The sequence below is a fragment of the Streptomyces sp. Qhu_M48 genome, from assembly GCF_051305195.1.
Lineage (GTDB): Bacteria > Actinomycetota > Actinomycetes > Streptomycetales > Streptomycetaceae > Streptomyces.
The window spans coordinates 2,403,695-2,416,844 of the sequence record NZ_CP195432.1 but is presented as its reverse complement, the minus strand read 5'-3'; the positions used below and the strand labels follow the sequence as shown (position 1 = coordinate 2,416,844).

The window sequence follows — 13,150 nt, the reverse complement described above, 5'->3', positions numbered from 1 at the left end:
ACTGCCCTGTCCGGCGTGTGGTGCCAATGTGTGTGCGGCGGGGTTCGGGAACCCTCGGGGGGTGGGTCGCGGGGTGGGTCGGGCCCGTCAGACGGCCGGACCGGTCAGGCGGTCCGGGCCCTCGGTCACCACGTCGCCGATCACGATGACCGCCGGCGGACGGACCTCCCGGGCCCTGACCGTCTCCGCGACCGTCGCGAGCGTGGCGTCCACCCGGCGCTGGGCCGCCGTCGTGCCCTCCTGGACCAGGGCCAGCGGAGTCTCCGGGTTCTTGCCGTGGGCGATCAGCGCCTCGGCGATCTTCCCGATCTTGTCCACGCCCATCAGGATCACCAGAGTGCCGGTGAGCTTCGCCAGCGACGCCCAGTCGACGAGGGAGCGCGGGTCGTCCGGCGCCACGTGGCCGCTGACCACCGTGAACTCGTGGGCCACGCCCCGGTGCGTCACCGGGATGCCCGCCGCGCCCGGCACCGAGATCGAGCTGGAGATGCCCGGCACCACCGTGCAGGCGATGCCCTCGGCGGCGAGCGCCTGCGCCTCCTCCATGCCCCGGCCGAAGACGAACGGGTCGCCGCCCTTGAGCCGTACGACGGACCTGCCCGCCTTCGCGTGCTCGATCAGCGCGTGGTTGATGGCCTCCTGGGCCATGAACCGGCCGTACGGGATCTTGGCGGCGTCGATCACCTCGACGTGCGGGGGCAGCTCGTCCAGGAGGTCCCGGGGGCCGAGGCGGTCCGCGATGACCACGTCCGCCTCCGCGAGCAGACGGCGGCCGCGCACCGTGATCAGGTCCGGGTCGCCGGGGCCGCCGCCGACCAGGGCCACGAAGGGGGTGCGCGCGCGGTGCTGCGGGGCCGCGATCGAACCGTCCCGGAGGCCCTCCAGGATCGCGTCCCGCACGGCGGCGGAGCGTCGCGGGTCGTGGCCCGTGAGCACGGCCACGGTGACGCCCTCACCGCGGCCGGTGGCCGGGGTCCAGGCGGTGGCCGCCTCCGCGTCGTCGGAGCGCACGCACCAGGTCCGGGTCCGCTCGGCCTCCGCGGAGGCGGCGGCGTTCGAGACCGGGTCGGTGGTGGCGACCAGGGCGTACCAGGCGTCGGCGAGGTCACCGTCCTCGTAGCGCCGCTTCGTCCACGTGATCTCGCCGGCCTCGGCCATCGCCTCCACGGACGGGGTCGCGGAGGGGGAGATCAGGGTGATGTCGGCGCCCGCGGCGATCAGGGCGGGGAGCCGGCGCTGGGCGACCTGGCCGCCGCCGAGGACGACTACCCGGCGGCCGGCGAGGCGCAGGCCTACGGGGTAGGCGGGGTGCGTCGTCGCTGGGGCGGTGTGATCGGCGTGCTCGGCCATGGGTGAGCGGCTCCTCGGAGGACGGGTGCTGGCGCGGGCCGCTGCTGCGGTGAAGCGGCTGGTGAGGCCACGATATCGGTGGCCGTGGGAGGTCACTCTGTGACGGATCTCCCGGCGGGGGGCGGGGCGGTTCCCCGGTGGGGCGGAACGGTCCCCCGGTGGGGCGAAACGGTTCTCCGGTCGGGGCCCGGGGCCGATCCGCGGTGGCGGCGGCCCGCGTCCCCGCCCGGTGGGCCCCTGGTCGGGGCGGCTCCGGGACCGGGTTCGGGACCGCGTCATGTACCGGTCGCCGGCCGGGCGGGCCGGAGAGCCGGACGCGCACTCCGCGCGCCCGGCTCGACGCGCTCCACGTCCCGAACACGGTCCCCGCGCGTCCCCCACGTCCGTCGTGGGTGGGAGACGCGCCGGGCGTGCCGCTACTTCTCGGTGACGCCGGCCGAGTCGAACGTGGCCACCTCGTGCATCGCGCGGGCCGCGCTCTGCACCAGCGGGAGGGCGAGCAGTGCGCCCGTGCCCTCGCCGAGACGGAGGTCCAGGTCGACCAGGGGGCGCAGCCCCAGCTTGTTGAGCGCGGCCACGTGGCCGGGCTCGGCGCTGCGGTGCCCCGCGATGCAGGCCGCGAGGGACTCCGGCGCGATCGCGCGGGCCACGAGGGCAGCCGCCCCGGTGGACACCCCGTCGAGGATGACCGGGGTCCGCAGGGAGGCCGCGCCCAGGATCAGGCCGACCAGGGCCGCGTGCTCCAGGCCGCCGACCGCCGCGAGGACTCCGATGGGGTCCGCCGGGTCCGGCCGGTGCAGGTCCAGGGCGCGCCGGACCACGTCCACCTTGCGGGCGTGCGTCTCGTCGTTGATGCCCGTGCCGCGGCCCGTGACCTCGGTGGGGTCCACGCCGGTGTAGACGGAGATCAGGGCGGCGGACGCGGTGGTGTTCGCGATGCCCATCTCGCCGGTGAGGAGCGCCTTGTTGCCGGCGGCCACCAGGTCCCGGGCCGTCTCGATGCCGACCTCGATCGCGGCCAGGACCTCGTCGCGGCTCATGGCGAGACCGGTGGTGAAGTCGCCGGTGCCGGGGCGGACCTTGCGGGGCAGGAGGCCCGGGGTGGCCGGGAGTTCGGAGGCGACGCCCACGTCGATGACACAGACCTCGGCGCCGACCTGGTTGGCGAAGGCGTTGCAGACCGCTCCCCCGCCGAGGAAGTTGGCCACCATCTGGCCGGTGACCTCCTGCGGCCAGGGCGTCACGCCCTGCGCGTGGACGCCGTGGTCGCCCGCGAAGATCGCCACGGCCGCGGGCTCGGGGATCGGGGGCGGGCAGAGCCGGGAGAGGCCGGAGAGCTGGGCGGAGATGATCTCCAGCATGCCCAGGGCCCCCGCGGGCTTGGTCATGCGCTTCTGGCGCTCCCAGGCCTCGCCGAGCGCCTTGGCGTCCAGCGGGCGGATGTGGGCGACGGTCTCCTGGAGCAGGTCGTGCGGCTCCTCGCCGGGCAGGGCGCGGCGGCCGTACGTCTCCTCGTGGACGACCCAGGCCAGCGGGCGGCGCTTGGACCAGCCCGCCTGCATCAGCTCGGGCTCCTCGGGGAACTCGTCGACGTACCCCACGCAGAGGTACGCGACGACTTCGAGGTGCTCGGGCAGGCCGAGGGCGCGGACCATCTCGCGCTCGTCGAAGAAGCTGACCCAGCCGACGCCGAGACCCTCGGCGCGGGCGGCGAGCCAGAGGTTCTCGACGGCGAGCGCCGAGGAGTACGGGGCCATCTGCGGCTGCGTGTAACGGCCGAGGGTGTGGCGGCCGCCCCGGGTGGGATCGGCCGTGACCACGATGTTGACCGGGGTGTCGAGGATGGCCTCGATCTTCAGTTCCTTGAACTGCTTGGCCCGGGCCTTCGGCAGCGACTTGGCGTACGCCTCGCGCTGGCGCCCGGCCAGTTCGTGCATCGTCTGCCGGGTCTCGGCGGAGCGGATGACGACGAAGTCCCAGGGCTGCGAGTGGCCGACGCTGGGGGCCGTGTGGGCGGCCTCCAGGACGCGGAGCAGCACCTCGTGCGGAATCGGGTCGGAGCGGAAGCCGTTGCGGATGTCGCGGCGCTCGCGCATGACGCGGAGGACCGCCTCGCGCTCGGCGTCGTCGTAGCCGGGCGCCGGGGCCGATTCCGCCACGGGCCGGTCGTCGTCCTCCGGGGCGGTCGGCTCGTCCTCGACGACGGGCCGGTCGGCTGCCGGGGTGGGCTGGTCGGCTTCCCCGGCGGGCCGGTCGTCCTCCGGGGCGGCGGCCGCGGCGGGCTCGGCCTGGGGCGACTGCTCCGGCAGGTCGGAAACGGCGGTCGTCTCGGCGGGCTCCTCCGTGGCCGGCGGCTCCTGTGGCAGTGCCTCGGGGACGTCTTCCGAGGCCTCGACGGACTCGACGGGCTCGATGGGCTCCGGAAGGGGCTCCGTCGGCTGCTCGGTGGCCGCTTCCGGTTCGGGGGTCGGCTCGGGGGTCTGCTCGGGCGCGTCCTCGGGGGCGAACGGGACCTCGTCGGCGGCCGCCTCCACGGGGGCCTCTTCGGGGGCCTCCGCCGCCGCGGCCTCGGGGACCGCCTCGGCCTGGGACTCCGTGGCCGGGACGGCCTCGGCCGGGGCCTCGGCGGCCGGCTCCTCGGCCGGCACGGGCTCCGGCGCCTGCTCGGCCTCGGGGACGGCGACCGGCTCCGGGACGGCGACCGGCTCGGGGACGGCGACCGGCTCGGGCTCCTCGGCGTCCGCCGGAACGGGCTCGGGTGTCTCGGCCGCGGGCTCGCCCTCGCGCGGGGCGGGGACGGTGACCGGGGCGTCGACGGTCTCCGGGGCGGCCTCCACGACCGGGGCCGGGGCGTCGGTGACGTCGTCGGCCGGGGCCTCGGGGGCCGTCGCGGGCTCCTCCGGAGTCGGCTCGGACGCCGGGACCGGGGCCAGGTGGGGGGTCGTCGGTACGTTGCCCTCGACCTGGACGAACTGGCCGCTCTGCGGGACGACCGTTTCTGCGGGAAGGGACTCGGCCTGCGGGGCCGCGGCCTCCTGCGGCTGCGCGGACCACGGCTCGGCGCCCTGCGGCGCGAGCTGCTGGTCCTGCGCGATGTCGAAGTACTCGGGGCCGGTGGTCGGCGGGCCCGGGTTCCGTACCGGTACGGGCGCGGGACCGGTGGCCACGAGCGGCTCGGGTACGGGGACCGGCGCGGGCTGCGGGGCCGGCGCGGCGGCGGGGCCGCGGTCGGCCAGCGAGAGCACGACGCCGCCGGTCTCGGGGACGGCGGGGCCCATGTGCAGCGGACGGCGGGCGGGCTGCGGGGCCGACGCCGTGGCGGGCGGGGGCACACGGACCCCGCCGAGGTCCACGGAGCCGGAGTCGCGACCGGCGGCCTCGTGTGCGCCGGTGTCGAGGATGCCGGGCTCGTAGCCGTGCTCGGTGGGCGCCTGCTCCTGGGGTGCCAGGGGGACGCCGTGGGCGGGGGTGCCGGTGAACTGCCGGTCCAGCGGGACGCCGTGGGCCGGGGTGCCGTTCGCCTGGTGGCCGAGCGGGACGCCGTGGGCCGGGGTGCCCGGGTGCTGGTCCAGCGGCACGCCGTGCGGCGGGGTGCCGACGGGGACGCCCTGCGGCGGGGTGTGGCTCTGCGGGGCCGTGAGGACGTCACCGAGGGCGATCGAGTCCAGCGGGGCCGTCAGCGGGTCGTGCGGCGGGGTCTGCGCGTCGGGGGACGCCGGGTGCGGGGCGGCCGCCTGCGGCACGCTCTCGTGGGGTGCCGACTGGTGCGGGAGGACGGGCGCCGGCGGCGGCACCGCGACCGGCGGGGCGGGCGCGACGCCCGGCGGGTGCTCGCTCCAGGCGCCCTGGGCGCCCGGCATCAGAAGCAGGTCGTCGTCCTCGGTGGTGTGCTCGGAGGGGTCCAGGAAGGTGTACGCGCCCGGAGCGGGGATGCCCGGCTGCTCGACCATGCCTGCGTTCTCCGGCAGCCCCTCGCCCGGGACCTGGCCGGTGTCCGTCATGCGTACCCCTCGCCCATCGCTTGTGCTCCTTCAGACCTGCGCCCGTCGACAAGAACGAGCGCGCGCGCCGCGCGGCACGAAGGACACGCGGACACCCGTACATTGTCGCGGCCCGCGGCCCTCGTGGCAGGGAGAATTGCCACGGTCCGCTGTGGACTGCGCCACGTCGCGCGGTCCCCCCTCGTCGCCTACCGCATCAGCGGCGCGAACTGGCCACCATTTCAGGACATTGGCGAACGAAGCGCCGAACATCCGGATGCGGTACAACAATCGGCCAGCCTACCTGCCCGCGCGGGCCGCAGGGTCACGGGTTCGGTCAGTGGGAAAGGTCGGTCCTGCGGCCGGAGAGCAGGAAGACGACCGAGCGCTCGCGCTCCGACCAGTCGTCCGGTTCGAGCCCGACGGTCTGGAGGAGGAGGCTCTCCACGGTGTAGCCGCCGTCGGCGAGGGCGGCGGCGATCGCCTCGGCCTCGTCGCGGGTGGAGGCGTGGGCGACGATGCGTTCCGGCCGCCGGTCGGTGCAGGCGGTGACGACGGGGACACCGCCCTCGCCGATCCGGACGACATCGGGTTCGGGCAGGCTCTCCAGGACGTGCGGGGCGCGCCCGGGGACGGTCTGGAGGAGGACGCCGTTGCGGCGGGCGGCCTGCTCGGTGCGGGTGCAGGCGGCCGGGTCGGCGTCGACGGCGATGACGGCGGCGCCGAAGCGGGCCGCCTCGACGGAGAAGGCGCCGCCCGCGCAGCCGATGTCCCAGACGAGGTCGCCGGCGCGGGGGCCGAGGCGGGCGAGCTGGAGGGCGCGCAGGGAGGGGTCCCCGCCCGCGCCGGTCCGGCGGGCGGTGGCGTACCCCTCGGGGGCGTACTCCTCCGCGGGCAGGCCCCAGCCGCGGACCGGGTGGGCGGACGTGTCCTGGCCCGAGAGCCAGGGGGCGGCGGGGGTGCCGCCGCCCGTGACGCCGCCAATGACGAGGACGACGTTCGGGTCGCGCCAGGCGTGGTCGGCCGCCTTGTCGGAGGTGAGGACGGAGACCTGTTCGCGGTCGGTGCCGAGCTCCTCGCAGACGACGAAGGTGCGGTGGACGCCGTCGAGGAGGAGGGCGAGCTCGGCCGGTCCCGCACCGGGCGAGGTGAGGACGGCCACCTTGGGGTGGGCACGGCAGACGTTGACGGCGCGGCGCAGGGTGCGCTGGTGGGCGACGACGGTCCGGGCGTCCTCCCAGGGCATCCCGGCCCGCGCGAAGGCGGCGGCGACGGAGGAGACGGCGGGGACGACCTCGACCTCGAGCCCGTGCTCGGGGGCGCGCAGGGTGCGGACGACGCCGAAGAAGCCGGGGTCTCCGTCGGCGAGGACGACGGCGGTGCCGCGGTGGCCCGCGATGCGGCGGGCGGCGAGGTCGACGCTGCCGAGGCGGATGCGTTCGGCGGCGGGCGGCACCTCGGGCAGGGCCAGGTGGTGCGCGGCGCCGGCCACCAGGGTGGCGGCCGAGAGCGCGGACCGGGCCGCCGCGGTGAGGGGCGAGCCGTCCCAGCCGATCACCGTGACGCGGTCGGCCATGGTCGTCTGTCTCCTGGTGTCGTCGCAGGTCTGGGGCGTGCCGAGGGTACCCCGGAAGGGGGTCCGGGCTCAGTTCCAGTCGGTGTACGAGGAGTATCCGGCCTCGGCCATCTGGTCGGCGACGTCGTCGAGGTCCTCGGGAAGGAGGCCCCAGACGATGAAGTCGGTGCGCAGTTCGGTCCAGCCGCCGTCCTCGGTGCGGGTGCGGGCTATGCAGGCGTTGCGGAGGACGCCCTCGCTGATGCAGCCGATCTTCTGGGCGACCTGCTGGGAGGCGGTGTTGTCGGCGGCGGTGCGCAGCTCCAGGCGCTCGAACTTCTGGTCGCCGAAGAGCCATTGGGCGGTGGCTAGCGCCGCTTCGGAGGCGTAGCCCTCGCCGCGGGCCCAGGGGGCGATGATGTAGGACATCTCGGTGGAGCGGACGCGCCAGTCGGTGTTGCCCAGTTGGACGATGCCGACCAGGCGCTGGGTGAGGAACTCGGTGACGGCGAGGTCGATGCCGCGGCCCGCGGCGCGTTCGGTGGGCGCGTACTCGCTGATCCAGCGGAGGGCGGCGGCCTCGGTGTAGGGCTGGGGCACGGCGGTCCAGGCGCCGACGAGTTCGTCGTTCATCATGTCGGCGAGGGCGGGGGCGTCCGCCTCTTCGAGCGCGCGCAGCACCAACCGGTCCGTGCTGATGGAGATGTCCGGAAAGGTGGTAGTCATGCTCAGCTCCATGCCGTGGACCGTCCGAATCGACCGTGAACGCACAGCATGCAGCATGCGACCGCCGGTGCGCATGGCCGGGTGGGGGTGTCGGACGGGGTACGGCGAAGGCCCCGCGCACCGGACGGGATGCGGGGGCCTTCTGCGCAAGGACTGTACGGGGGAACCGGTCTGACGGTCCCTCGGACGGCCGGGCCTTACTTGACGGCGCCGAAGGCCGGGATGACCGAGCCCTTGTAGGTGTCCTCGATGTACTTCTTCACCTCGGGCGAGTTGAGGAGCTTGGCGAGCTTCTGCACGCGGGCGTCCTTCTCGTTGCCCTCCTTGACGGCGAGGAAGTTGGCGTACGGGTTGCCTTCGGCCTTCTCCAGGACGAGGGCGTCCTTCGCGGGCTCCAGCTTGGCCTCGATGGCGTAGTTGCCGTTGATGACGGCGGCGTCCACGTCGTTCAGGGCGCGGGGCACGGTGGCGGCCTCCAGCTCCTTGAACTCCAGGCCCTTCTTGTCGGTGATGTCGGAGATCTTGGCGTTGGTGCCGACGCCGGGCTTGATGGTGATCAGGCCGTTCTCCGCGAGCAGCTGGAGCGCGCGGCCGCCGTTGGTGGTGTCGTTCGGCACGGCGATGGTCTGGCCGGGCTTGATGTCCTTCACCGACGCGAGCTTCTTGGAGTAGAGGCCCAGCGGCTCCAGGTGGACGTTGACCACGGGGACGATGGTGGTCTTGTTCTTCTGGTTGAAGTCGTCGAGGTACGGCTTGTGCTGGAAGAAGTTGGCGTCGACCTGGCCGGACTGGGTGGCGGTGTTCGGCAGGACGTAGTCCGTGAACTCCTTCACCTCCAGCTTCAGGCCTTCCTTCGCGGCCAGCTTGTCCTTGACGTAGTTGAGGATGTCGGCGTGCGGCGTCGGGGACGCGGCGACGACGAGCGGCTTGTCGGCGGCGCCGGCCGAGTCCTTGGAGGAGGACGGGTCCGAGGAGGTGCCGCAGGCGCTGAGGCCGAGGGCGAGGGCGGCGGTGGCGGCGATACCGGCGGTGAGCCTGATGTTCTTACGCACGAAGAGTGCCTCTTTCCGGTGGTGCGGTGGACGCCTGGACAACAAGTCCGGGCTGTTCTTCGAAAGGACGAAGTCTGGGGTGGCCGGGGGGCCGTTACGCGGTGCGGCCCCGGCGGGCGAGGAGCCGTACGACCCCGTCGCCGATGAGCTGGACGACGGTCACGACGAGGACCAGGACGACGACGGTGACCAGCATGAACGTGGTGTCGAAGCGCTGGTATCCGTAGGTGACGGCCTTGGAGCCGAGGCCTTCGCCGCCGACCGCGCCGGCCATCGCCGAGTAGCCGATGAGGACGATGACCGTGGTGGTGACGCCCGAGACCAGCGAGGGCAGGGCCTGCGGGAGCAGCACCTTGCGGACGATGGTGGGGATGCCGCCGCCCATGGCCTGGACGGCCTCGACGAGTCCGTGGTCGACCTCGCGGATCGAGGTCTCGACGAGGCGGGCGAAGAAGGGGATGGCGCCGATGGCGAGCGGCACGATCATCGCGGTCGGGCCGATGAAGGTGCCGACGACGAAGGTGGTGAAGGGGATCAGGGCGATCAGCAGGATGATGAAGGGCAGCGAGCGCCCCACGTTCACGATCGCGCCGACGATCTTGTTCACGGCCAGGTTCTGCAGCAGCCCGCCCTTGTCCGTGAGGACGAGGAGGATGCCGAGCGGCAGGCCGCCGAGGACGGTGACGACGGTGGCCCACAGGACCATGTAGAGCGTGTCGACGGTGCCCTGCTCCAGCAGGGGCTGCATCTCGGACCAGGTCACTTGGCACCTTCCTTCACCAGCACGGTCGCCGCGTCGGACACCGATTCCTGGACAACCGTTTCTTCGACGACCGCTTCCTCGACGACCTCGACCTGGAGCCCCTGCTCGCGCAGGAAGCCGACCGGGACGACGTTGTCCTCGTACCGCCCGGGCAGCTCGATCCGCATCCGGCCGATCTGCTTGCCGGCCACGGTGTCCATCGCCGCCCCGAGGATCGAGATGTCGATGTTGTACGTGCGGGAGAGCTGGGAGATGACCGGCTGGGTCGCGGCCTCGCCGTGGAACGTGACGTCGACCACCGTGCGATCGGGTCCCGTGTGGGAGCCGCTGACCGGGAAGAGCTCGGCCGCCAGCTGGGAGCCGGGGGTGGCGAGCAGTTCACCGACGGTGCCGGTCTCGACGACGCGGCCGTGCTGCATCAGCGCGGCGGAGTCGCAGATCGTCTTCACGACGTCCATCTCGTGCGTGATGAGCAGGACGGTCAGACCGAGCTGCCGGTTCAGGTCCCGCAGGAGCTGGAGGATGGAGCGGGTGGTCTCCGGGTCGAGGGCGCTGGTGGCCTCGTCGGAGAGCAGGACCTTGGGCTCGCCGGCGAGGGCGCGGGCGATGCCGACGCGCTGCTTCTGTCCGCCGGAGAGCTGACCGGGGTAGGACTTGGCCTTGTCGGCGAGGCCGACCAGGTCGAGGAGTTCGAGGGCCCGGCGGGACCGCTCGGCGCCGGAGACGCCGAGGATCTCCAGGGGGAGTTCGATGTTGTCCTTCACCGTGCGGGAGGACAGCAGGTTGAAGTGCTGGAAGACCATGCCGATGCTGCTGCGTGCCCGGCGCAGGTCCCTGCCCGCGCGGCGGCCCTTCCCGGCGAGGGCGGTGAGGTCGACGCCGTCGACGGTCACCGTGCCGGAGGTGGGGCGCTCCAGGAGGTTGACGCAGCGGATGAGCGAGGACTTGCCGGCGCCGCTCTGGCCGATCACGCCGAACACTTCGCCCTCGCGGACGTGGAGGTCGACGCCGTCCAGAGCGGTGACCTGCCGGCCGCGCGACTCGTAGACCTTGGTCAGGCCCGAAGTGGTGATCACAGGGGTTTCCGTCACTGTCGAGTGCACGACGCGGGGTCCGTCGTGCACGGGGCATTCGTCTTCGGACAGTCAGGCGCACGGAGGCCGCTCCGGCGGGTGGGCCGGGAGTGGGCTGTGCGCGGGGCGGGCACGCTCCGCCGCCGGTCGGCGGGAGGAACGGCACAGCCGTCGGGTCTCGCTTCGGGGCGCGAAACTCAGGCGGGGGCCCTCAGAAGGCGCACATTCGACACATACAACGAGCACCGGGCGTAAGGATCGCCTCGGTCGCAAGGATGCGGCTGCTCGTCGTGGTCATGTCTGCAAGTAAAGCATGCGAGGGTGCGAACGAAAGGGGGCCGTCCGAATAGCGGACGTCGTTGAGACGCCATGCGGACACTTCGGGGGCCTCCGTTCCGGTCCGCCGCCCCGGTGTGGCCTGCGGGGAGGGGTCCGATGGATCGGTGACCGGGAGGGGGCGGGGTGGGCGGTGCGGAGGCCCGGTGTGGCCAAGACCACGGTCCGCGCGCGGGTCGCCGGCGGCGGCGCGGGGGGCGAGCGCATCGGGCCTTTCGGACCGTAATACCCTCGGGCGCATGCTTGACGCCCTGACGGTCGCGGTCTCCGTGGCCGCGCTCGCCCTCGCCGCCTGGTGCGGCTTCGCCGCCCTCCGCGACCAGCCGACCAAGGACTGGCACTTCATCGGCATGGCCGTGGTGACCTTCCTCGTCCTGGTCCAGCTGATCGTCGGGATCGTGCAGCTGGCGCGCGGCGAGCGGGCCGAGGAGGGCGCGACGATCTTCGTCGCCTACCTGATCGGGGCGCTGTGCGCGGTGCCCATCGCCGGTTTCATGTCGCTCGCGGAGCGCAGCCGGTGGGGCTCGGCCACGGTGGCCGCCGGCGCGGTCGTCCTGGCCGTGCTCGAAGTGCGTCTCCACGACATCTGGACGGTGGGCTGACCATGACCGGCACGCAGGAGAAGGCGGCACAGGGCGCGAAGACCCGGCTCGTCACGGGCCCGGGGATCCTGCTCGTCTGGCTGTACGGCGTGATGTCGGTCGGCGCGGTCTCCCGCTCGATCTACCAGATCACCACCGAGTTCGGCCACGCGCCGCTCGCGTACTCCCTGTCCGCGGTGGCGGCCGTCGTCTACGCCTTCATCACCTACACGCTGGTACGGGGCGGGGAGACGGCCCGAAGGGCGGCGCTGGTGTGCTGCGCCGCCGAGCTCGCGGGCGTGCTGATCGTCGGGACCTGGACGCTGGTCGAGCCGTCCGCCTTCCCGGACACGACGGTCTGGTCGGACTACGGCTACGGCTATCTCTTCATTCCGGTCCTGCTTCCGCTGTCCGGCATCTGGTGGCTGCGCAGGTCGCGTACCGCGGCCGCCGCCTGAGCCGGGACGAGCGAACCAGGCCGCGGCGGTCAGGCCGCGGCCTTCTCCAGGGTCACCAGGGTGAGCCTGGGGCCGACCTCGCGGGTGCCGGTCTGCGCGTACCCCTTGCGGCGGTAGAGGCGGAGATTGCCCTCGCTGCGGTGGCCGGTGAAGAGCTGGAAGCGCTTGGCGGAGGGCGCGGGCGGCTCGGCGGTGCCGGTGGCGTCGGCGAAGTGGCGCTCGATGCCGTCGAGGAGTCTGCCGCCGAGACCGTGGCGCCGCAGCCGCGGGTGCACGATCAGCTTGGCGATCCGCACCGTGCCGTCCTCGTCGAGGCGGGCCCGTACGGAGGCGACGACCTCGTCACCGAGCCGGGCCACGAGCCCGTGCCCCTCGGCGAGTTCGGCGCGCAGGTCGTCGAGCGACTGGGTGAGCGGTTCGATGGACCAGTCCCCGTACAGCTCCGCCTCGCTCTGGTAGCAGAGGTACTGCAGCTTCAGGATGTGCTCCGCGTCCCGTGCGTCCGCCGCTGAGATGGTCACACTCAGGCCCATGTGTGCACGCCTCCCGCTCATCTGGTCGATCATCGGTTTAACGCACCCTTCCCCGTCGACCGGGGGCGGGAACCTCTGCAGCCAGCATTCTGCGCAGGCATCCCAGGCAACGGGAACGCATCGGCCCCAGACTGCCCTGTGAGATACCCAACTCTCCTGCGATTTCGCGGTACGTGGGGTCCTCGGGGTCGAGCATCGCGGTCAGGACGCGGGGGCAGCGGCCGGGCGTCCTGGTGACCGCGGCGCGCAGGGTGCGGCGGCCCTCGGCCGCCATCAGGGAGTGCTCGGGTGAGCCGTCGGGCAGGGAGCCGCCGGGGTCGTCGACCGGCTCGTCGCGGTAGGGGCGTTCGCGGTCGCTGGTCCGGCGGGCCCGCCGCGCCTCGGCGCGGACGGCCCGGCGGAGCCATTCGGCGGGCCGCTCCGGGGCGGTGCCCGTCTCCTGGAGCTGTTCGAGGAGGCGGAGCCAGACGGCCTGTTCGAGATCGCCCGGATCGACACCGGCGGCCGGCGCCTCGGCGTCCGACTCGGCGGCGAGCAGCGGCGCGAGGGAGGCGAGGAGCCCGGGGGTGGCGGTGTCGGCCGTGCGGGCGGGGGTGGTGAGGTCGCCCGTGCGGGCGGGGGTGGTGGTGCCGGGGGTCGTCATGAACCGCACCATGCCGGGGGGCGCGGGCGTGGTTGCGGTACGGGGCGTAAACCACCCGGGAGGAGGGCGTGCGGGCCCGGTCGGCGGGCCCGCACGCGCG

At 73.6% G+C, this 13,150-nt stretch carries 11 protein-coding genes; 2 read left to right on the top strand and 9 right to left on the bottom strand.

The window, feature by feature from the left end:
• Positions 1-87: 87 nt before the first annotated feature.
• From cobA to ACRRSS_RS11190, 7 genes are all read right to left on the bottom strand, one after another.
• Positions 88-1,350, bottom strand: coding sequence for a uroporphyrinogen-III C-methyltransferase (gene cobA / locus ACRRSS_RS11220; RefSeq protein WP_435971065.1), 1,263 nt, complete (start codon positions 1,348-1,350; stop codon positions 88-90).
• Between the two features lie 416 nt (positions 1,351-1,766).
• Positions 1,767-5,351: a nicotinate-nucleotide--dimethylbenzimidazole phosphoribosyltransferase gene (cobT, locus tag ACRRSS_RS11215; RefSeq protein WP_435971064.1), complete on the bottom strand. Its 3,585-nt coding sequence runs from the start codon at positions 5,349-5,351 to the stop codon at positions 1,767-1,769.
• A gap of 316 nt (positions 5,352-5,667) precedes the next feature.
• A complete protein-coding gene (cbiE, locus tag ACRRSS_RS11210; protein WP_435971063.1) occupies positions 5,668-6,906 on the bottom strand; it encodes a precorrin-6y C5,15-methyltransferase (decarboxylating) subunit CbiE in 1,239 nt (412 codons plus the stop codon).
• A gap of 69 nt (positions 6,907-6,975) precedes the next feature.
• Positions 6,976-7,611, bottom strand: a complete 636-nt coding sequence (locus ACRRSS_RS11205; protein ID WP_435971062.1) for a GNAT family N-acetyltransferase — start codon at positions 7,609-7,611, stop codon at positions 6,976-6,978.
• Between the two features lie 197 nt (positions 7,612-7,808).
• Positions 7,809-8,663, bottom strand: coding sequence for a MetQ/NlpA family ABC transporter substrate-binding protein (locus ACRRSS_RS11200; protein ID WP_435971061.1), 855 nt, complete (start codon positions 8,661-8,663; stop codon positions 7,809-7,811).
• Between the two features lie 94 nt (positions 8,664-8,757).
• The gene (locus ACRRSS_RS11195) at positions 8,758-9,426 is read right to left on the bottom strand and encodes a methionine ABC transporter permease (RefSeq protein WP_435971060.1); all 669 of its coding nucleotides are present in this window, start codon (positions 9,424-9,426) and stop codon (positions 8,758-8,760) included.
• Positions 9,423-10,502 carry a methionine ABC transporter ATP-binding protein gene (locus ACRRSS_RS11190; RefSeq protein ID WP_435971059.1) on the bottom strand — a complete coding sequence of 360 codons (1,080 nt, stop codon included), beginning with the start codon at positions 10,500-10,502 and terminating at the stop codon, positions 9,423-9,425. The genes ACRRSS_RS11195 and ACRRSS_RS11190 overlap by 4 nt, the downstream gene beginning before the upstream one ends.
• A gap of 572 nt (positions 10,503-11,074) precedes the next feature.
• Here ACRRSS_RS11190 and ACRRSS_RS11185 point away from each other — a divergent pair.
• Both ACRRSS_RS11185 and ACRRSS_RS11180 read left to right on the top strand, forming a co-directional pair.
• A complete protein-coding gene (locus ACRRSS_RS11185; protein ID WP_435971058.1) occupies positions 11,075-11,437 on the top strand; it encodes a hypothetical protein in 363 nt (120 codons plus the stop codon).
• A gap of 2 nt (positions 11,438-11,439) precedes the next feature.
• Positions 11,440-11,874: a hypothetical protein gene (locus tag ACRRSS_RS11180; RefSeq protein ID WP_435971057.1), complete on the top strand. Its 435-nt coding sequence runs from the start codon at positions 11,440-11,442 to the stop codon at positions 11,872-11,874.
• A 29-nt stretch (positions 11,875-11,903) separates the two neighbouring features.
• Here ACRRSS_RS11180 and ACRRSS_RS11175 read toward each other — a convergent pair whose 3' ends face one another.
• Positions 11,904-12,407: a GNAT family N-acetyltransferase gene (locus ACRRSS_RS11175; protein ID WP_435971056.1), complete on the bottom strand. Its 504-nt coding sequence runs from the start codon at positions 12,405-12,407 to the stop codon at positions 11,904-11,906.
• A gap of 37 nt (positions 12,408-12,444) precedes the next feature.
• Positions 12,445-13,050, bottom strand: a complete 606-nt coding sequence (locus ACRRSS_RS11170; protein ID WP_435971055.1) for a sigma-70 family RNA polymerase sigma factor — start codon at positions 13,048-13,050, stop codon at positions 12,445-12,447.
• Positions 13,051-13,150: the final 100 nt, after the last annotated feature.

What these genes read in the sequence shown, in the direction of transcription:
- cobA (WP_435971065.1), bottom strand. Translation starts at nt 1,350, where the DNA reads ATGGCCGAGCACGCCGATCACACCGCCCCAGCGACGACGCACCCCGCC.
- cobT (WP_435971064.1), bottom strand. Translation starts at nt 5,351, where the DNA reads ATGACGGACACCGGCCAGGTCCCGGGCGAGGGGCTGCCGGAGAACGCA.
- cbiE (WP_435971063.1), bottom strand. Translation starts at nt 6,906, where the DNA reads ATGGCCGACCGCGTCACGGTGATCGGCTGGGACGGCTCGCCCCTCACC.
- ACRRSS_RS11205 (WP_435971062.1), bottom strand. Translation starts at nt 7,611, where the DNA reads ATGACTACCACCTTTCCGGACATCTCCATCAGCACGGACCGGTTGGTG.
- ACRRSS_RS11185 (WP_435971058.1), top strand. Translation starts at nt 11,075, where the DNA reads ATGCTTGACGCCCTGACGGTCGCGGTCTCCGTGGCCGCGCTCGCCCTC.
- ACRRSS_RS11180 (WP_435971057.1), top strand. Translation starts at nt 11,440, where the DNA reads ATGACCGGCACGCAGGAGAAGGCGGCACAGGGCGCGAAGACCCGGCTC.
- ACRRSS_RS11175 (WP_435971056.1), bottom strand. Translation starts at nt 12,407, where the DNA reads ATGGGCCTGAGTGTGACCATCTCAGCGGCGGACGCACGGGACGCGGAG.
- ACRRSS_RS11170 (WP_435971055.1), bottom strand. Translation starts at nt 13,050, where the DNA reads ATGACGACCCCCGGCACCACCACCCCCGCCCGCACGGGCGACCTCACC.